This window comes from Flaviramulus basaltis (assembly GCF_900114265.1).
GTDB lineage: Bacteria > Bacteroidota > Bacteroidia > Flavobacteriales > Flavobacteriaceae > Flaviramulus > Flaviramulus basaltis.
This window is the reverse complement of the sequence record NZ_FPKV01000001.1, coordinates 65,902-83,141: the sequence shown is the minus strand read 5'-3', so window position 1 is coordinate 83,141 and position 17,240 is coordinate 65,902. Positions and strand designations below refer to the sequence as shown.

The window sequence follows — 17,240 nt, the reverse complement described above, 5'->3', positions numbered from 1 at the left end:
AGTTCGAAAACCAAGATCACAAAATCAATTCATTATGTACTCAGATCCAATTGCGGATTATTTGACAAGAATTAGAAATGCAGTGCGTGCTAACCACAGAGTGGTTGAGATACCAGCATCTAATTTAAAAAAAGACATCACTAAAATATTATTCGAACAAGGATATATTTTAAGTTACAAATTTGATGATTCTTCTGTACAGGGTTCTATTAAAATAGCACTTAAGTATAATAAAGAAACTAAAGAACCAGTAATTAAAAAACTTCAAAGAATTAGTACACCAGGTTTACGTAAGTATGCAGGTGCTAATGATTTACCTAGAATCTTAAATGGTCTTGGTATTGCTATTGTTTCAACTTCTCACGGAGTTATGACAGGTAAACAAGCTAAGAGAGATAATGTAGGTGGAGAAGTATTATGTTACGTTTACTAATTTAAAGCCGAAAAGAAATGTCAAGAATAGGAAATAATCCAGTAGCCATTCCAGAAGGTGTAACAGTTGACGTTAAAGATAACGTTGTAACTGTAAAAGGAAAATTAGGAGAGTTAACACAAAATTACGATTCTATAGAGATAAAAGTTGAAGACGGAAATGTTTTAGTAACACGTTCTTCAGATACTAAAGATCAAAAAGCTAAACACGGTTTATACAGATCTTTAATGAATAACATGATTGAAGGTGTATCTAAAGGATGGACTAAACAATTAGAATTGGTAGGTGTAGGTTATAGAGCATCAAACCAAGGACAAAAATTAGATTTAGCCTTAGGTTTTTCTCATAATATAGTTTTAGATATTGCTCCAGAAGTAAAAGTGGAAACAGTATCAGAAAAAGGGAAAAATCCAATTGTAAAATTAACATCATTCGATAAACAACTTGTTGGTCAGGTAGCAGCAAAAATTCGTGGTTTTAGAAGACCAGAACCTTATAAAGGTAAAGGAATTAAGTTTGTTGGTGAGGTAATAAGAAGAAAAGCAGGTAAATCAGCTTAATAATTAAGTTATGGCATTGACAAAGAACGAAAGAAGACTAAGAATAAAAAGCAGAATCCGTAAGGTTGTTTCTGGTACAGAAGCAAGACCTAGATTAGCTGTTTATAGAAGTAATAAAGAAATTTATGCTCAAATAGTTGATGATGTAACTGGTATAACTATCAGTTCAGCATCTTCAAGAGATAAAGATATTAGTGCTGCAAAAGCAACTAAATCAGAAGTAGCTAAATTAGTAGGTAAGTCACTTGCTGAAAAAGCTATAAAAGCTGGTGTAGAAACTATAGCTTTTGATAGAGGTGGATATTTATATCACGGTAGAGTAAAATCATTAGCTGAAGGAGCTAGAGAGGCAGGACTTAAATTCTAAGAAATTATGTTTCAAAAATATAAAAGTGCAGAGTTAGTAAAACCAGGTGGATTAGATCTTAAAGATCGTTTAGTTGGTGTACAAAGAGTTACAAAAGTAACTAAAGGTGGTAGAGCATTTGGTTTCTCAGCAATTGTAGTAGTTGGTGATGAAGCAGGTGTTGTAGGACAAGGTTTAGGAAAATCTAAAGATGTTGCTAGTGCAATTGCAAAAGCTGTTGAAGATGCTAAGAAAAATCTAGTTAGAATTCCTATTTTAAAAGGAACTTTACCGCATGAGCAAAAAGGTAAATACGGTGGAGCAAGAGTAAATATTATTCCTGCTGCTCCTGGTACAGGTGTAATTGCTGGTGGTGCTGTAAGAACAGTACTTGAGGCAGTTGGTGTACATGATGTATTATCAAAATCTCAAGGATCTTCAAATCCTCATAATGTAGTAAAAGCAACATTTGATGCTTTATTACAATTAAGAGACGCTAATACTATAGCTAAAGATAGAGGTATTTCACTTGAACAAGTTTTTAAGGCTTAATAAAGGACAGAAATGGCAAAAATTAAAGTAACAAAAGTTAAAAGCGCAATCAATCGTACTCAAAGACAAAAAAGAACTTTAGAAGCTCTAGGTCTTAAAAAGATTGGTCAAGTAAAAGAGCACGAGGCTACACCAAATATTCTTGGTATGGTTGCTAAAGTTTCACATTTAGTTTCTGTAGAAGAAACAAAATAATATAAAACTGAAAATGGATTTAAGTAATTTAAAACCTGCAGAAGGTTCAGTAAAAAACCAAGGGAAAAGAATAGGTAGAGGACAAGGTTCTGGTAAAGGTGGTACTGCTACACGTGGTCACAAAGGAGCTAAATCTCGTTCTGGTTATTCTAAAAAAGTAGGATTTGAAGGTGGGCAAATGCCACTTCAAAGACGTGTTCCTAAATTTGGTTTTACTAATATTAACCGTGTTGAATACCAAGGTATCAATTTAGATACTTTACAACAATTGGTTGATGACAAGAAAATAAAAGATACAGTAGATTTTGAAACGTTATTTACTAACCGTTTAGCTGGAAAAAATGATCTAGTTAAAATAATGGGACGTGGAGAATTAAAAGCAAAATTAAAAGTATCTGCTCATAAGTTTACTGCTTCAGCAAAAGCTGCTATAGAAGCTGCTGGAGGAGAAGCTGTAACTTTATAAGACGTATTATAAGTATGAAATTTATAGAATCGTTAAAGAATGTTTGGAAAATAGAAGAACTAAGAAACAGAATCATAGTCACATTGGGTCTGTTATTGGTTTATCGTTTTGGTGCACAAGTAGTATTACCAGGAATTGATGCTTCTCAATTAGGAGGTTTAGCTGATAAAACTGATGGAGGGTTATTAGGATTACTTAATGCCTTTACTGGTGGAGCATTTGCTAATGCTTCTGTTTTTGCACTTGGTATCATGCCTTACATTTCTGCTTCTATTGTGGTACAGTTAATGGGAATAGCTATTCCGTACTTGCAAAAATTGCAGAAAGAAGGAGCTAGTGGTCAAAAGAAAATTAATCAAATAACACGTTGGTTGACAATTGCTATTTGTTTATTACAAGCACCAGGTTACCTAGCAAGTTTACCAGCTTTAGGGATTCCACAAAGCGCATTTTTATTAGGAACTGGACCATTATTTTATTTCTCATCGGTTACTATTTTAGTAACTGGTTGTATTTTTGCAATGTGGTTGGGAGAAAAAATCACTGATAAAGGTATAGGTAATGGTATTTCTCTATTAATTATGGTAGGTATTATTGCTAGATTACCACAAGCATTTTTACAAAATGCAGCTACTAGATTAGAAGGTAATAATGTAATGCTTATTCTTTTTGAATTAGTAATATGGTTCGTGATTATTTTAGCGGCTATTCTGCTAGTGATGGGAGTTAGAAAAATAGCTGTACAGTATGCAAGAAGAACTGCAACTGGGGGTTACGAAAAAAGTGCAATGGCAGGTTCTAGACAGTACATTCCTTTAAAGTTAAATGCTTCTGGAGTTATGCCAATTATATTTGCTCAAGCAATTATGTTTGTACCAAGTTTAATAGGAGGGTCTTCTTTCTTGAAAGAAACAGCTGCTGGAGCATGGATGCAAACAAATTATGCAGATATCTTTGGGTTTTGGTATAACGTAACTTTTGCTTTATTAATTATAGTATTTACATACTTTTATACTGCAATTACAGTGCCTACTAATAAAATGGCAGATGACTTAAAACGTAGTGGTGGTTTTATTCCTGGGATACGTCCTGGTTCTGAAACATCTGAATATTTAGATAAAATAATGTCTCAAATTACTTTGCCTGGTTCTATGTTTTTGGCTCTTATTGCTGTGTTCCCAGCATTTATAGTTAAACTAATGGGAGTACAACAAGGTTGGGCGTTATTTTTCGGAGGAACCTCGCTATTAATTATGGTTGGAGTTGCAATTGACACTATGCAACAAGTAAACTCTTATTTGTTGAATAGACACTATGATGGTTTGATGAAGACTGGTAAAAATAGAAAAGCAGTAGCTTAATTATTATACTATGGCAAAACAAGCAGCAATAGAACAAGACGGAACAATTATAGAAGCATTATCAAATGCTATGTTTCGTGTTGAATTAGAAAATGGTCACATTGTGACTGCACATATATCTGGTAAAATGCGTATGCATTATATTAAATTATTACCGGGAGACAAAGTAAAATTAGAAATGAGTCCTTACGATTTAACTAAGGCTCGAATAACCTATAGATACTAATACGATGAAAGTAAGAGCATCAGTTAAAAAAAGAAGTGCAGATTGTAAAATCGTGCGTAGAAAAGGTAGACTTTACGTGATAAACAAAAAGAATCCTAGATTTAAACAAAGACAAGGGTAATTATGGCAAGAATTGCAGGTGTAGACATACCAAAAAACAAAAGAGGAGTAATCTCTTTAACTTATATCTACGGAGTAGGTAGAAGTAGAGCAAAAGAAATTTTAGCTACAGCTAAAGTTGATGAAAGTACTAAAGTTCAAGACTGGACAGATGACCAAATTAGTGGTATTCGTGATGCAGTTGGATCTTTCACTATTGAAGGTGAATTACGTTCTGAAACTCAATTAAACATTAAGCGATTAATGGATATTGGATGTTACAGAGGTATTCGTCATAGATCTGGACTTCCTTTAAGAGGGCAACGTACAAAAAACAACTCTAGAACTAGAAAAGGTAGAAGAAAAACAGTTGCTAATAAGAAAAAAGCAACTAAATAATAATTTAGTCTTTAGTATTTAGACGTTGGAAGGAATCTGTTTGAAATTATAAAGGTTTAGGATTCTAGCGACTATCAACTAATAACTGAAAACTAGAAAATATGGCAAAAACAAGCACAAAAAAACGTAAAGTTATAGTAGATGCTGTTGGTGAAGCACATGTTACAGCTTCTTTCAATAACATCATTATTTCACTTACCAATAAAAAAGGAGATGTTATTTCATGGTCTTCAGCTGGTAAAATGGGATTTAGAGGTTCTAAGAAAAACACTCCTTATGCTGCTCAATTAGCTGCTGAAGATGCTGCAGGTGTAGCACAAGAAGCTGGATTGAAGAAAGTAAAGGTTTATGTTAAGGGGCCAGGAAACGGTAGAGAATCTGCTATTCGTTCTATTCATAATGCAGGTATAGAAGTAACAGAAATTATTGATGTTACTCCATTACCACATAATGGATGTCGTCCTCCAAAACGTAGAAGAGTTTAATATCTATATATATTCAAATTAATATCAATTGTTTTTACAGTTGATATTAATTTTTTTATATGTAAATTTGCAAACTGAAAAAAATAATTAACAAGTATCAACAGAGAGATCAACGATTTTCGAAGGATAAGATTAAGACCTTAATTCATAATCACTCTCAAAAACAAATTTAAAATGGCAAGATATACTGGTCCTAAAACTAAAATAGCTCGTAAATTTGGCGAAGCTATATTTGGAGATGATAAATCTTTTGAAAAAAGAAATTATCCTCCAGGTCAACACGGAAACGCTAGACGTCGTGGAAAAAAATCTGAATATGCAATCCAATTAATGGAAAAGCAAAAAGCAAAATATACTTATGGTATATTAGAGCGTCAATTCAGAAATTTATTTAAAAGTGCAAGAGCTGCTCAAGGTATTACAGGTGAAGTTTTATTACAACTTTGCGAATCTAGATTAGATAACGTAGTATTTAGAATGGGTGTTGCTCCTACTAGAAGCGGTGCAAGACAATTAGTTTCACACAGACACATTACTGTAAATGGGGAATTAGTAAATATTCCTTCTTACCAATTAAAAGCTGGTGATGTTGTTGCTGTAAGAGAAAAATCAAAATCACTTGAAGCCATTGAAAGATCACTTTCAAATTCAAGTCAAGTATACGAATGGATTACTTGGAACGATGATACAAAGCAAGGAACCTATGTTTCTGTTCCTGCTAGAATTCAAATTCCAGAAAACATAAACGAGCAATTCATCGTCGAATTATATTCTAAATAATAACTGATACAAATCGCAAATATGGCAGTATTTAATTTTCAAAAGCCCGACAAAGTAATCATGATTGATTCAACAGATTTTGAAGGCAAATTCGAATTTCGCCCTTTAGAACCTGGTTACGGATTAACAGTAGGTAACGCATTAAGAAGAGTTTTGCTTTCTTCTTTAGAAGGATTTGCAATTACATCGGTTAGAATAGAAGGTGTAGATCATGAATTTTCAGCTATTGCTGGTGTTGTTGAAGATGTAACAGAAATCATCTTAAACTTAAAACAAGTTCGTTTTAAAAGACAAATTGAAGATATTGATAATGAATCAATTTCAATTTCAATATCTGGTCAAGACCGTATCACAGCTGGTGATTTTCAAAAGTTTATTTCAGGATTCCAAGTATTAAATACAGAGTTAGTAATCTGTAATTTAGATCCTAAAGTGAATTTTAACATGGAAATTACTATTGAAAAAGGTAGAGGTTATGTACCTGCAGAAGAAAATAAGAAAGCTGCTGCTCCAATTGGTACTATCTTTACAGATTCAATTTATACACCAATAAAAAACGTTAAGTATAGTATTGAAAACTATCGTGTTGAGCAAAAAACTGATTATGAAAAATTAGTTTTTGAAATCATTACAGATGGATCAATTACTCCACAAGATGCTTTAACTGAAGCTGCTAAAACATTAATTCACCACTTCATGTTATTCTCTGATGAGCGTATTACATTAGAAGCTGATGAAATAGCACAAACTGAAACTTATGATGAAGAATCACTTCACATGAGACAGTTGCTTAAAACTAAGTTAATCGATATGGATTTATCTGTTCGTGCGCTTAATTGTTTAAAAGCTGCAGAAGTAGATACTTTAGGAGACTTAGTATCATTCAACAAAAACGATTTAATGAAATTCAGAAACTTTGGTAAAAAATCTTTAACTGAGCTTGAAGAGCTTGTAAATGTTAAAGGACTAAATTTCGGAATGGATTTATCAAAATACAAATTAGATAAAGATTAATTAATCATATTTTGCTCCTCGCGCAAGTCGAGTTTGGTAGCAAGATGATAAAACAAATGTCATGAGACACGGAAAAAAAATAAACCATTTAGGTAGAAAAACTGCACATAGAAAATCAATGTTGGCAAATATGGCTTGTTCTTTAATTGAGCACAAACGTATTAACACAACAGTTGCTAAAGCGAAAGCTTTAAAGCAATTTGTTGAGCCAATGATTACAAAATCTAAAGAAGATACAACACACAATAGACGTATTGTTATGGCACGTCTAAGACAAAAAGAAGCTGTTGCAGAGTTATTTAGAGACGTTGCTGCTAAAGTTGCAGATAGACCAGGAGGTTATACAAGAATTATTAAACTTGGTAATCGTTTAGGTGATAATGCAGATATGGCTATGATCGAATTAGTAGATTATAACGAGATTTACAACGCTGGTAAAACAGAGAAGAAAACAACTCGTAGAAGTAGAAGAGGTGGTTCTAAACCAGCCGCTGCTGCTCCTGTTGAAACTAAAGCATCAAACGAAGAAGAATAAATGTTAATAAGCATTTAAAATATAAAGGATAAACTATTTTAGTTTATCCTTTTTTTTATGCAATTTTGTAAAACTTTTCAAAAAACATGAAATATCAAAATAGACAAAAAGCCATTGTTCTTTTAGCAGATGGTACAATTTTTTACGGTAAAGCTGTAGGTAATAAACAAGGAACAGCTTTTGGAGAAGTTTGTTTTAATACAGGAATGACTGGTTATCAAGAAATTTTTACAGACCCTTCTTACTACGGTCAATTAATGATAGCTACTAATGCACATATTGGTAACTATGGGACTAATGTTGATGAAGTAGAATCTGATTCGATTAAAATTGCTGGACTTATTGTAAAAAACTTTAGCTATGAATACTCTAGAGATACAGCAGACGATTCTTTAGAAAATTTCTTAGATAAAAATAATCTCTTAGCGATATCTGATGTTGATACCAGAGCTTTGGTAAGTTATATAAGAGACAATGGTGCCATGAATGCTGTTATTTCTACTGAAGTAGATAACATTGAAGGCTTAAAAAAACAATTAGCGGAAGTACCAAATATGATAGGTCTTGAATTATCATCAAAAGTTTCAACTAAAGAACCCTATTACTTTGGTGAAGAAAATGCTACATATAAAATAGCAGCTTTGGATATAGGTATTAAAAAAAATATTTTAAGAAATTTTGCCAAAAGAGATGTTTATATTAAGGTTTTCCCATACAATAGTAAGTTTGAAGATTTAGAAGCGTTTAATCCAGATGGGTATTTTTTATCAAACGGACCTGGAGATCCAGAGCCTTTAGTAGAAGCTCAAGAAGTAGCGAAAGAAATTATAAAAAGAAATTTACCGCTGTTTGGTATTTGTTTAGGGCATCAAGTGATAGCACTTGCTAATGGTGTTTCAACATATAAAATGCATAATGGACACAGAGGGATTAATCATCCAGTAAAAAATATTAAAACAGGTAAAGGAGAAATTACTTCCCAAAATCATGGATTTGCTGTTAATAGAGAACAAGCAGAAAAACATCCAGATTTAGAAATAACGCATGTGCATTTAAATGATTATACTGTTGCTGGTTTAGCTATGAAAAATAAAAATTGTTTTTCCGTTCAATATCATCCAGAAGCAAGTCCAGGACCTCATGATTCCTCATATCTTTTTGATCAATTTATGGATAATATTAAAAAATAGAAAATTTATTAAAACCTCAATTATACAAAAATGTTTTTGAGGTTTTTTGTTAACTAAAACGTTATAGAAGTTATTTTACTAATTTCTTTAAAAACCATTAAATAAAAAGAAGATTTAACCGTAAATTTGAAATAATAAAAGTTTAAAAAACAAACCAATTATGAGCATTATAATTAATATCCACGCAAGACAAATTCTAGATTCAAGAGGTAATCCTACAGTTGAAGTAGATGTTGTAACAGAAAATGATGTATTAGGAAGAGCAGCTGTACCATCTGGAGCTTCAACAGGAGAACATGAGGCAGTAGAATTGCGTGATGGAGGAAAAGCATATATGGGTAAAGGTGTATTAAAAGCCGTAGATAATGTGAATTCTATAATTGCTCAAGAATTATTAGGAGTTTCAGTATTTGAACAAAATTTAATCGATCAAATTATGATTGATTTAGATGGTACACCAAACAAATCTAAATTAGGAGCTAATGCTATTTTAGGAGTTTCTTTAGCAGTTGCAAAAGCAGCAGCAGGAGAATTAGGTTTACCATTATATAGATATGTGGGAGGAGTTTCAGCTAATACATTACCATTACCAATGATGAATATCATTAATGGTGGTTCTCATAGTGATGCACCAATTGCATTTCAAGAGTTTATGATTATGCCTGTAAAAGCTAAAAACTTTACGCATGCAATGCAAATGGGAACAGAAATTTTCCATAATCTTAAAAAAGTATTACACGATAGAGGCTTAAGTACAGCAGTTGGTGATGAAGGTGGATTTGCTCCAAACTTAGCAGGTGGTACAGAAGATGCTTTAGAGACTATTGCAAAAGCTGTAGAAAACGCTGGTTATAAATATGGTGACGAAGTAAAAATCGCTTTAGATTGTGCTTCGGCGGAATTTTATGTAGATGGAAAATACGATTATACTAAGTTTGAAGGAGAAACTGGTGTTATAAGAACAAGTAAAGAACAAGCAGATTATTTAGCTGAATTGGTTGAAAAGTATCCTATAATTTCTATTGAAGATGGAATGGATGAAAATGACTGGGATGGTTGGAAATACTTAACAGAATTAGTTGGAGATAAAGTACAATTAGTTGGTGATGATTTATTTGTTACTAATGTTGAGCGTTTATCAAGAGGTATTGAAAATGGTATAGCTAATTCAATACTTATTAAAGTAAATCAAATAGGTACATTAACCGAAACTATTGCAGCCGTTAACATGGCGCATAATGCAGGTTATACTTCGGTAATGTCTCACCGTTCGGGAGAAACAGAGGATAACACTATTGCAGATTTAGCAGTAGCTTTAAACACAGGTCAAATTAAAACAGGTTCTGCTTCGCGTAGTGATCGTATGGCAAAATACAATCAACTACTTCGTATAGAAGAAGAATTAGGAGAAGTTGCTTATTTTCCTCAAGAAAAAGCATTCAAAATAAAATAATATTCTATTAAGTTTATATTTAAAAAGCGATTATTTTTTAATAATCGCTTTTTTATTTGTATCAATTTTAATAATATGTTAATCGATTAAATCATTCGGAATAATCTTTAAAAATCAAGGTATATTTCGTAATTTAGCTTTCTGCATATTAATATAAAAATTCATTACAAAATATGGCAAATACTGCTACTATAGAAATCAACGGTCAAAAAAGTGAATATCCTTTAATAAAAGGAACAGAAGATGAAATTGCAATAGATATTTCTAGTCTAAGAGGTACTACAGGAGGTGTTATTACTATTGATCCTGGTTATAAAAACACAGGTTCTTGTGAAAGTGCAATTACATTTTTAGATGGTGAAAAAGGAATTTTAAGATATCGTGGATATTCTATTGAAGAATTAGCTGAAAAGGCCGATTTTTTAGAAGTAGCTTACCTTTTAATCTTTGGTGAATTACCAACTAAAGAACAAAATGATAAATTTCATACAGATATTAAGGCGCAATCAATTGTTGATGAAGACATAAAAAAAATATTAGACGCCTTTCCTAAAACGGCACATCCAATGGGTGTAATATCTTCTTTAACTAGTGCGTTAACAGCATTTAATCCATCATCAGTAAATGTTGATTCAGAAGAGGATATGTATAAATCTGTAGTAAAGATTTTAGGTAAATTTCCTGTTTTAGTGGCATGGACACTTCGTAAAAAACAAGGTTTACCACTTGATTATGGTGATAATGAATTAGGTTATGTTGAAAATATTTTGAAAATGATGTTTAGACAGCCTAATGCTTGTTATATTCAAAATAAAATTTTAGTTGATGCTTTAGATAAACTTTTAATTCTTCATGCAGATCACGAACAAAACTGTTCAACATCTACCGTAAGGATTGTTGGATCATCTCACGCTGGATTATTTGCTTCAATTTCGGCAGGTATTTCTGCACTTTGGGGACCACTTCATGGTGGTGCAAACCAAGCAGTATTAGAAATGCTAGAAGCTATTAAAGAAGATGGAGGAGATACTAAAAAGTATATGGCAAAAGCAAAGGATAAAAGTGATCCTTTTCGTTTAATGGGATTTGGACACCGTGTTTACAAAAACTTCGATCCGCGTGCTAAAATTATTAAAAAAGCAGCTGATGAAGTATTGGGTAATTTAGGTGTTGAAGATCCGATTTTAGATATAGCAAAAGGTCTTGAAAAAGAAGCTTTAGAAGATAAATACTTTGTAGATAGAAAATTATATCCTAACGTAGATTTTTACTCTGGAATAATTTATAGAGGTATGGGGATACCAACAGATATGTTTACTGTAATGTTTGCTCTAGGGCGTTTGCCAGGTTGGATTGCACAATGGCGTGAAATGCGTTTACGCAAAGAGCCAATTGGTAGACCAAGACAAGTTTATATAGGTGAAACAGAAAGAAAGTTTGTGCCAATAAATAAAAGATAGTTTTTAAATTATAAAAAACATGAAGCTTCATAAGTTAATACTTATGGAGCTTTTTTATATTTACAACATGTTACAACTTAATATCAAAAATGAAACTTCAAGACTTCGTGCTGTAATATTAGGAACAGCCGAAAGTAATGGATCTATTCCAAAAGTTGAAGATTGCTACGATCCTAAAAGTGTAGAGCATGTTTTAGCAGAAACTTACCCAAAAGAATCTGATATGGCTTTAGAAATGGAAGCTGTTGCTAAGGTGTTTAAAAAATATGATGTTAAAGTTTTTAGACCAGAGGTTATTAAAGATTGTAATCAAATATTTTCTAGAGATATTGCATTTGTTATAGAAGATAAAATTATCCGCGCCAATATTTTGCCAGATAGAGATAGAGAAATTGAAGCTATTGGATATATTTGGAATCAAGTAGATAGTGAAAATCGAATTATATTACCAGAAGAATGCCATGTAGAAGGCGGTGATGTCATGCCTTGGAACGATTATATTTTTATAGGAACATATTCTGGTGAAGATTACCCAGACTTAATTACTGCACGCACCAATATGGATGCTGTAATTGCTATTCAAGAGCTATTTCCTGATAAGATTGTGAAGTCTTTTGAACTTCGAAAATCGAATACCAACGCAAAGGAAAATGCTTTGCATTTAGATTGTTGTTTCCAGCCTATTGGAAAAGATAAAGCAATACTTCATAAAAACGGATTTTTAATAGAAAAGGAATATAACTGGTTAGTTGATTTCTTTGGAAAAGAAAACGTTTTTGAAATTACTAAAGATGAAATGTATGAAATGAATAGTAACATTTTCTCCATTTCAGAAGATGTTATTATTTCAGAAAAAACCTTTACTCGTTTAAATACTTGGTTACGCAAACAAGGATTTACAGTTGAAGAAGTACCTTATGCTGAAATATCTAAACAAGGAGGCTTATTGCGTTGTACAACTATGCCCTTAATAAGAGATTAATTTTTCTTATAAATTTAAATACCATAAAATTATTTTTTTTCGAAGAATATAGATGGCTATATAAAATTGATATTCAAATATTTATACATTAAATATAACTATTTTAGAATATTAATTAATCTTAGGCAACCATTTGTATAAAATTTGCGTCTGTATATATAGAAAGCAAAATGAAATCATTTTTGAAAGTCATACAACTCCATAAAAACGAATCTGCACTTATAAAAAAAGCGATTAAACAAAATCGTGAAGCACAACATGTTTTATATGAGATGCATGTACCAAAAATGTTAAGTGTTTGTAGATATTATATAAAAGATATTCAACATGCCGAAGATGTGATGCTTAATGGATTTTTTAAAGTGTTTTCAAATTTAAAAAATTTTAGAAACGAAGGTAGTTTTGAAGGTTGGATACGTCGCATAATGGTAAGAGAGTCAATTTCATTTTTAAGACAACAAAAAAAAGTGGAATTTCCAGTTGAAGACATGCTTATTCATGATAATTACACTAATAATATAGACACGAATATTGAAGTTGCACAAATACAAGAATTTATAGACGCACTTCCAGAAGGTTATAAAATAGTATTTGTTATGTATGCTATTGAAGGGTATAAGCATTATGAAATAGCTGAAATGCTTAATATTTCAGAAGGCACATCCAAATCACAATTATTTAAAGCGCGAAAAATGCTTCAAGAAAAAATTAAAAGAATAAATAAAACAACAAGCTATGGCACCACTTAAATACGAAGAAAAATTAAAAGACAAGCTTGAAAAACGCACGCTGCAGCCATCAGAAAATGCTTGGGAAAAACTTTCAAGTCGTTTAGATACTCAAGAAAAAAAGAATAGCAAGCCTTATTGGTGGCTAGGTTTTGCTGCAAGTATTGTTGGGATATTGTTTGTAGTCTCGCAGTTTTTGAATATTGAAACAAAGAGTAGTGAAGAAATTAAAGTTGTTAAAACACCTAAGGTTATTCAACAAAATCAAACAATTAAAATAGCTTCTGAAAACCCAGAAAAAGAAAGTTTGAAAATCGTTAAGGATGAAGTAGAGGCTGTTAATAAAAAGGTAATCATTGAAGGAACTGAAGTTAAAAAGTTATTGAAAAGTAATAGTGCAAATGATACTAAAATAGCCGCTTCCAGAGAAAATGAAAGCTTAAACGAAAATGATTTAAAAATAGAGGAAATAGAAACTCCTATAAAAGCTTTAACATTCGAAGAACAAAAAATACAAGATGTTGTTGCACAAGTCCAGGCATTAAAAAGTAATAATAAAGAAGTGACAGATGCTAGTATTGATGCGTTATTAAAGCAAGCTCAACAGGAAATAAAATTATATAGATTAGTTAATGAAACCTCTGGAGTTGTGGATGCTAATTTGTTGCTTCAAGACGTTGAAGCAGAGTTAGATCAATCCTTTAGAAACAAGGTTTTTGAAGCTATAAGATTAAGTTACAAATCGGTAAAAACTGCAGTTGCCCAACGTAACGATTAAATTCAATCAATTAAATCAACGCCTATTTACTAGGCAAAAAACGAACAGTTATGCAAACAATTACTAAATTTTTAGCACTACTTATGCTATCATTAAGTGTGCAATTCATCAGTGCACAAGACACCATTCAAAATTCTAATAATCAATATAAAATTGAAGAATTACAAAAAGTTAAGGACGAGATTAAAATTCAAGAACGAGAGTTTTTGAAAGTAGAAGTTGAAGCTATTAATTTACGTTTAGAGAAAGGTGAAATTACAAATGTAGAAGCCGAAAAGCTTAAAAAAGAAGTTGCTAAAAAGCGTGCTTTAAATATTGAAAATAGAATAGCAATCGTTAATAATAAAATTGACTTATTAAAGCGTAACGAAGATGGTTACCATACGGATGATGATGGCGAATTATCTAAAATTGGTTTTAATTTTGGTGGTGAAGAAAGCAGTTTCGCCGGAATAAAAATTAAAAATAAAAACAAACCAAGAAAATATGATTTACGTACCTCAAGCGATTTTGTCTTAGCATTTGGTTTAAATAATGCTATTATTGAAGGTGAAAATCTAGATGATTCACCTTATAAATTTGGAGGCTCACGTTTTTTTGAAATAGGTTGGGCTTGGAAAACACGTGTGTTTAAAGAATCTAATTTTTTACGTTTAAAATACGGTTATTCATTTCAGATTAATGGACTTAAGCCAAATGATAATAAGTATTTTGTTCAACAAGGTAACGAAACCGTTTTGCAAGAATTCCCAGAAGAACTTAAAAAATCAAAACTATCTATAACTAATTTGGTGTTTCCTGTGCATTTTGAATTTGGACCATCTAAACGAATTGATAAAGACACTTACTTCAGATATTCAACCGATAATAAATTTAAAATTGGTATTGGTGGTTATGCAGGATTTAATATAGGTACGCGTCAAAAACTTAAATATGAGTTGGATGGTGAACGTATAAAAGACAAACAAAAAAGAGGTTTTAATGCTACTAATTTAGTATATGGTTTAAGCGGTTACATAGCTATTGACGAAGTTGCTCTCTATGTTAAATACGATTTGTCACCTATTTTTAAAGATCAAACTATAAAGCAAAACAATATTTCTATTGGAGTAAGGTTTGATATGGATTAACCAATGTTTTTTAACGGTTTAGTTTTGAGTAGTATTAGCTTTAGGGAATATTATTTATACAGCATTATTAATTACTATATTTACTGTTTCTTTTGCTATTCCTATTGTTGCTATCGATCCACTATTGAATTGTAAAAAATCTTTTTCAATACCATCACTAAAGATTATCCCATTGTTTGGCATATAAGATTCTATTTTTAACGAATTATTCCTAATAATACCCGCAGTCAATTTAGTTTGTGTTTTAATACTTTTGAATGGCTCTCTAACAGCAAAAAGCAAATCATTTTCTTTTAATTTGGGTTGTTTAGGGGTGAGGTTTTTTTCAAACATACTTGTTACACCATAGGCCATATTAAATATAGAACTAAGCCAACCTGTTGAGCCGGCAGGCGTTGAAATGATAATTCCACTGGAGGAATGTTGTTCTGTTTTATCTTTAAATGTTATTTTATATCGTGCAGAAACGTGAGAGGAAGCGCCTATGAATAAGTCGTTAAAAGCAAGTAATCTTTGACCATTATTTAATTTTGCTTCTGCAAACTTTAAAATTTTAGAATTATAATTTTCCGTTATTACATTTTCAACTCCTTGAATAAAATTACTTGTATTAAAAGGTAATAATATTCCGTCATACCTTTTTGTGTCAGGGTTTACGGCAATAATTGGCAAATTATTTGAATATTTGGCAGTGTTCGCCACTAGGCCATCCTGTCCAATAACAACAATTATGTTTTTCTCAGAAAAAATATAAGAAGAAACATATTGCCTATCTATTGTCTTGTTTTTTATTATTTTAGAAAGCTGTGTTTGCAAAGAATTTAATGAGTTTTTAAATATCTCATCTTCGATTTGGTATTCTTCAAAATTACCACCAAGTCTTTCAATGTAAAATTTGGCTTGTGCCTTAGTATTAAATCTTTCAATAAGTGTTTCAAGACGAGTTTTGCTCTTTACTATTATTGCATACTCGAAACTCATTTTATAGTTTCTCTTTTTTCGTTAAGAATTGAATCTAATAGGTCAGGGCTTATGTTTAGATTTCCTATTTTTTCAGCATTATCAGCCAATTCTCTAAAGGCAAGTGAAATATTAAATCGTGGGTCTGAGTTGTTATTTAAAGCTGTTATTGTTTTCCAATCCATTTCACGATAAGGTTTTAGAGTTGTTTCTAAAACGTAACCTTTAGTTTCTGCTTCTTTTTTATCATTTTCGGTTTTTTGCTCAATTAAAGCTTTTCGCTGATTTTCAACTGAAATATCTGCTTCCAATTTCATTTCTCTCAATTTTCTTTGATTATCAGAATTTTGAACATTCGACTCCATTTTCTTTTCAGCAATTTGCTTTTGCTTTTCTTCAACAGCAATTTCTGTATTAAGTTCTGATTCTTTAATTATTCGTTCTTGTTCAACCGCAAAATTTCGTCTTTCATATATTGCTTGGTCGGCTTCTTGTTGTAATTTTTCACGGGTTTCTGTTTCCAATGCCCTGGTCATTTCTGGTGTTGCTTGAATTGCAAGAATATTAGCGCCAAGGATTTCTATACCCAGCATTCCAATTGCTTGTGAAGATTTAAGCCCTTTTGTTATGTTTTCTTCTATAAATTTAGCTGAACGAATAGCTTCTTTCAGTTTTATTCCATGTATGTATGCGGAAGTGGCTGTTTGAGCTTCATTAATAATTCTTTGATTTAATTTCTCAATGTCATTTTTCTTATATTGTCCGTTATCCTGAACCGTAAAATCCAGCACATCAGCTAAGGTTTTAGGATTATTAATTTTGTAGCTTATTTGTCCTTGAATAGTTACAGTTTGATAATCATTGGTAGATTCATTGAATACAAAAGGTAAGTCATTACTTCCCATTGGAATTGCAACTATAGAACTGTTCGGGGCAAAGTAGAAAAAAGAAAGACCTCTTCCTTCTCTCTTAATATTCCCATTTTTAAAATGAAGAACATAAGTCATTGAGTCAAATTTTATGTGTTTAATTCCAAACATATTATTTCAGTATTTAAATTTTATTGAGTTAGCACTAAGACATATAAATTTTTATGATAAGTTTTTTT

The 17,240-nt window shown here is 31.5% G+C and carries 23 protein-coding genes; 21 read left to right on the top strand and 2 right to left on the bottom strand.

What is annotated here, in order from left to right; genetic code table 11:
- Positions 1 to 34: 34 nt before the first annotated feature.
- The 21 genes from rpsH (at position 35) to BT151_RS00320 (ending at position 15,172) form a co-directional block, all read left to right on the top strand.
- Complete coding sequence (gene rpsH / locus BT151_RS00420; RefSeq protein ID WP_072399580.1) at positions 35 to 433, top strand: 30S ribosomal protein S8; 399 nt, start codon at positions 35 to 37, stop codon at positions 431 to 433.
- Positions 434 to 450: 17 nt separating this feature from the next.
- The gene (gene rplF / locus BT151_RS00415; protein ID WP_072399579.1) at positions 451 to 993 is read left to right on the top strand and encodes a 50S ribosomal protein L6; all 543 of its coding nucleotides are present in this window, start codon (positions 451 to 453) and stop codon (positions 991 to 993) included.
- A gap of 10 nt (positions 994 to 1,003) precedes the next feature.
- On the top strand, positions 1,004 to 1,360 hold the full coding sequence (gene rplR / locus BT151_RS00410; protein WP_072399578.1) for a 50S ribosomal protein L18: 357 nt from the start codon (positions 1,004 to 1,006) through the stop codon (positions 1,358 to 1,360).
- Between the two features lie 6 nt (positions 1,361 to 1,366).
- A complete protein-coding gene (gene rpsE, locus BT151_RS00405) occupies positions 1,367 to 1,891 on the top strand; it encodes a 30S ribosomal protein S5 (RefSeq protein WP_072399577.1) in 525 nt (174 codons plus the stop codon).
- Between the two features lie 12 nt (positions 1,892 to 1,903).
- Positions 1,904 to 2,086, top strand: a complete 183-nt coding sequence (gene rpmD, locus BT151_RS00400; protein ID WP_054729595.1) for a 50S ribosomal protein L30 — start codon at positions 1,904 to 1,906, stop codon at positions 2,084 to 2,086.
- A gap of 13 nt (positions 2,087 to 2,099) precedes the next feature.
- Complete coding sequence (rplO, locus tag BT151_RS00395; protein WP_072399576.1) at positions 2,100 to 2,552, top strand: 50S ribosomal protein L15; 453 nt, start codon at positions 2,100 to 2,102, stop codon at positions 2,550 to 2,552.
- A 14-nt stretch (positions 2,553 to 2,566) separates the two neighbouring features.
- A complete protein-coding gene (gene secY / locus BT151_RS00390) occupies positions 2,567 to 3,913 on the top strand; it encodes a preprotein translocase subunit SecY (RefSeq protein WP_072399575.1) in 1,347 nt (448 codons plus the stop codon).
- A 10-nt stretch (positions 3,914 to 3,923) separates the two neighbouring features.
- Positions 3,924 to 4,139, top strand: a complete 216-nt coding sequence (gene infA / locus BT151_RS00385) for a translation initiation factor IF-1 (RefSeq protein WP_007094967.1) — start codon at positions 3,924 to 3,926, stop codon at positions 4,137 to 4,139.
- Between the two features lie 4 nt (positions 4,140 to 4,143).
- Positions 4,144 to 4,260 carry a type B 50S ribosomal protein L36 gene (gene ykgO, locus BT151_RS00380; protein WP_013305171.1) on the top strand — a complete coding sequence of 39 codons (117 nt, stop codon included), beginning with the start codon at positions 4,144 to 4,146 and terminating at the stop codon, positions 4,258 to 4,260.
- A gap of 2 nt (positions 4,261 to 4,262) precedes the next feature.
- A complete protein-coding gene (gene rpsM / locus BT151_RS00375; RefSeq protein ID WP_072399574.1) occupies positions 4,263 to 4,637 on the top strand; it encodes a 30S ribosomal protein S13 in 375 nt (124 codons plus the stop codon).
- A 101-nt stretch (positions 4,638 to 4,738) separates the two neighbouring features.
- Positions 4,739 to 5,122, top strand: coding sequence for a 30S ribosomal protein S11 (rpsK, locus tag BT151_RS00370; RefSeq protein WP_034043346.1), 384 nt, complete (start codon positions 4,739 to 4,741; stop codon positions 5,120 to 5,122).
- 174 nt (positions 5,123 to 5,296) lie between these two features.
- Positions 5,297 to 5,902 (top strand): 30S ribosomal protein S4, encoded by a 606-nt coding sequence (gene rpsD / locus BT151_RS00365; protein WP_072399573.1) that lies wholly within the window; start codon positions 5,297 to 5,299, stop codon positions 5,900 to 5,902.
- Between the two features lie 21 nt (positions 5,903 to 5,923).
- Complete coding sequence (locus tag BT151_RS00360) at positions 5,924 to 6,916, top strand: DNA-directed RNA polymerase subunit alpha (RefSeq protein ID WP_072399572.1); 993 nt, start codon at positions 5,924 to 5,926, stop codon at positions 6,914 to 6,916.
- Between the two features lie 61 nt (positions 6,917 to 6,977).
- The gene (rplQ, locus tag BT151_RS00355; protein ID WP_072399571.1) at positions 6,978 to 7,451 is read left to right on the top strand and encodes a 50S ribosomal protein L17; all 474 of its coding nucleotides are present in this window, start codon (positions 6,978 to 6,980) and stop codon (positions 7,449 to 7,451) included.
- Positions 7,452 to 7,537: 86 nt separating this feature from the next.
- On the top strand, positions 7,538 to 8,641 hold the full coding sequence (gene carA, locus BT151_RS00350) for a glutamine-hydrolyzing carbamoyl-phosphate synthase small subunit (RefSeq protein ID WP_072399570.1): 1,104 nt from the start codon (positions 7,538 to 7,540) through the stop codon (positions 8,639 to 8,641).
- A gap of 160 nt (positions 8,642 to 8,801) precedes the next feature.
- A complete protein-coding gene (gene eno, locus BT151_RS00345; RefSeq protein ID WP_072399569.1) occupies positions 8,802 to 10,094 on the top strand; it encodes a phosphopyruvate hydratase in 1,293 nt (430 codons plus the stop codon).
- Between the two features lie 173 nt (positions 10,095 to 10,267).
- Positions 10,268 to 11,554 (top strand): citrate synthase, encoded by a 1,287-nt coding sequence (locus BT151_RS00340; protein WP_072399568.1) that lies wholly within the window; start codon positions 10,268 to 10,270, stop codon positions 11,552 to 11,554.
- A gap of 67 nt (positions 11,555 to 11,621) precedes the next feature.
- Positions 11,622 to 12,536 (top strand): dimethylarginine dimethylaminohydrolase family protein, encoded by a 915-nt coding sequence (locus BT151_RS00335; RefSeq protein ID WP_072399567.1) that lies wholly within the window; start codon positions 11,622 to 11,624, stop codon positions 12,534 to 12,536.
- A gap of 170 nt (positions 12,537 to 12,706) precedes the next feature.
- Positions 12,707 to 13,285, top strand: coding sequence for an RNA polymerase sigma factor (locus BT151_RS00330; protein WP_245794670.1), 579 nt, complete (start codon positions 12,707 to 12,709; stop codon positions 13,283 to 13,285).
- Positions 13,272 to 14,042 (top strand): hypothetical protein, encoded by a 771-nt coding sequence (locus BT151_RS00325; protein ID WP_072399566.1) that lies wholly within the window; start codon positions 13,272 to 13,274, stop codon positions 14,040 to 14,042. Before BT151_RS00330 ends, BT151_RS00325 begins: the two co-directional genes overlap by 14 nt.
- A 50-nt stretch (positions 14,043 to 14,092) precedes the next feature.
- The gene (locus BT151_RS00320; RefSeq protein WP_072399565.1) at positions 14,093 to 15,172 is read left to right on the top strand and encodes a hypothetical protein; all 1,080 of its coding nucleotides are present in this window, start codon (positions 14,093 to 14,095) and stop codon (positions 15,170 to 15,172) included.
- Positions 15,173 to 15,226: 54 nt separating this feature from the next.
- Here BT151_RS00320 and BT151_RS00315 read toward each other — a convergent pair whose 3' ends face one another.
- Positions 15,227 to 16,153 carry an NAD(+)/NADH kinase gene (locus BT151_RS00315; RefSeq protein WP_072399564.1) on the bottom strand — a complete coding sequence of 309 codons (927 nt, stop codon included), beginning with the start codon at positions 16,151 to 16,153 and terminating at the stop codon, positions 15,227 to 15,229.
- Positions 16,150 to 17,139 carry an SPFH domain-containing protein gene (locus tag BT151_RS00310; protein WP_245794668.1) on the bottom strand — a complete coding sequence of 330 codons (990 nt, stop codon included), beginning with the start codon at positions 17,137 to 17,139 and terminating at the stop codon, positions 16,150 to 16,152. The genes BT151_RS00315 and BT151_RS00310 overlap by 4 nt, the downstream gene beginning before the upstream one ends.
- Between the last annotated feature and the right edge of the window lie 101 nt (positions 17,140 to 17,240).

Bases quoted from the DNA above. Each gene is read 5' to 3' on its own strand.
- BT151_RS00330 (WP_245794670.1), top strand. From the start codon at position 12,707: ATGAAATCATTTTTGAAAGTCATACAACTCCATAAAAACGAATCTGCA.
- rpsH (WP_072399580.1), top strand. From the start codon at position 35: ATGTACTCAGATCCAATTGCGGATTATTTGACAAGAATTAGAAATGCA.
- rpsD (WP_072399573.1), top strand. From the start codon at position 5,297: ATGGCAAGATATACTGGTCCTAAAACTAAAATAGCTCGTAAATTTGGC.
- rplF (WP_072399579.1), top strand. From the start codon at position 451: ATGTCAAGAATAGGAAATAATCCAGTAGCCATTCCAGAAGGTGTAACA.
- BT151_RS00335 (WP_072399567.1), top strand. From the start codon at position 11,622: ATGTTACAACTTAATATCAAAAATGAAACTTCAAGACTTCGTGCTGTA.
- rplO (WP_072399576.1), top strand. From the start codon at position 2,100: ATGGATTTAAGTAATTTAAAACCTGCAGAAGGTTCAGTAAAAAACCAA.
- secY (WP_072399575.1), top strand. From the start codon at position 2,567: ATGAAATTTATAGAATCGTTAAAGAATGTTTGGAAAATAGAAGAACTA.
- rpsK (WP_034043346.1), top strand. From the start codon at position 4,739: ATGGCAAAAACAAGCACAAAAAAACGTAAAGTTATAGTAGATGCTGTT.
- rplQ (WP_072399571.1), top strand. From the start codon at position 6,978: ATGAGACACGGAAAAAAAATAAACCATTTAGGTAGAAAAACTGCACAT.
- BT151_RS00310 (WP_245794668.1), bottom strand. From the start codon at position 17,139: ATGACTTATGTTCTTCATTTTAAAAATGGGAATATTAAGAGAGAAGGA.
- rpmD (WP_054729595.1), top strand. From the start codon at position 1,904: ATGGCAAAAATTAAAGTAACAAAAGTTAAAAGCGCAATCAATCGTACT.
- BT151_RS00340 (WP_072399568.1), top strand. From the start codon at position 10,268: ATGGCAAATACTGCTACTATAGAAATCAACGGTCAAAAAAGTGAATAT.
- BT151_RS00325 (WP_072399566.1), top strand. From the start codon at position 13,272: ATGGCACCACTTAAATACGAAGAAAAATTAAAAGACAAGCTTGAAAAA.
- rpsE (WP_072399577.1), top strand. From the start codon at position 1,367: ATGTTTCAAAAATATAAAAGTGCAGAGTTAGTAAAACCAGGTGGATTA.
- BT151_RS00315 (WP_072399564.1), bottom strand. From the start codon at position 16,153: ATGAGTTTCGAGTATGCAATAATAGTAAAGAGCAAAACTCGTCTTGAA.
- ykgO (WP_013305171.1), top strand. From the start codon at position 4,144: ATGAAAGTAAGAGCATCAGTTAAAAAAAGAAGTGCAGATTGTAAAATC.
- BT151_RS00320 (WP_072399565.1), top strand. From the start codon at position 14,093: ATGCAAACAATTACTAAATTTTTAGCACTACTTATGCTATCATTAAGT.
- rplR (WP_072399578.1), top strand. From the start codon at position 1,004: ATGGCATTGACAAAGAACGAAAGAAGACTAAGAATAAAAAGCAGAATC.
- BT151_RS00360 (WP_072399572.1), top strand. From the start codon at position 5,924: ATGGCAGTATTTAATTTTCAAAAGCCCGACAAAGTAATCATGATTGAT.
- eno (WP_072399569.1), top strand. From the start codon at position 8,802: ATGAGCATTATAATTAATATCCACGCAAGACAAATTCTAGATTCAAGA.
- infA (WP_007094967.1), top strand. From the start codon at position 3,924: ATGGCAAAACAAGCAGCAATAGAACAAGACGGAACAATTATAGAAGCA.
- rpsM (WP_072399574.1), top strand. From the start codon at position 4,263: ATGGCAAGAATTGCAGGTGTAGACATACCAAAAAACAAAAGAGGAGTA.
- carA (WP_072399570.1), top strand. From the start codon at position 7,538: ATGAAATATCAAAATAGACAAAAAGCCATTGTTCTTTTAGCAGATGGT.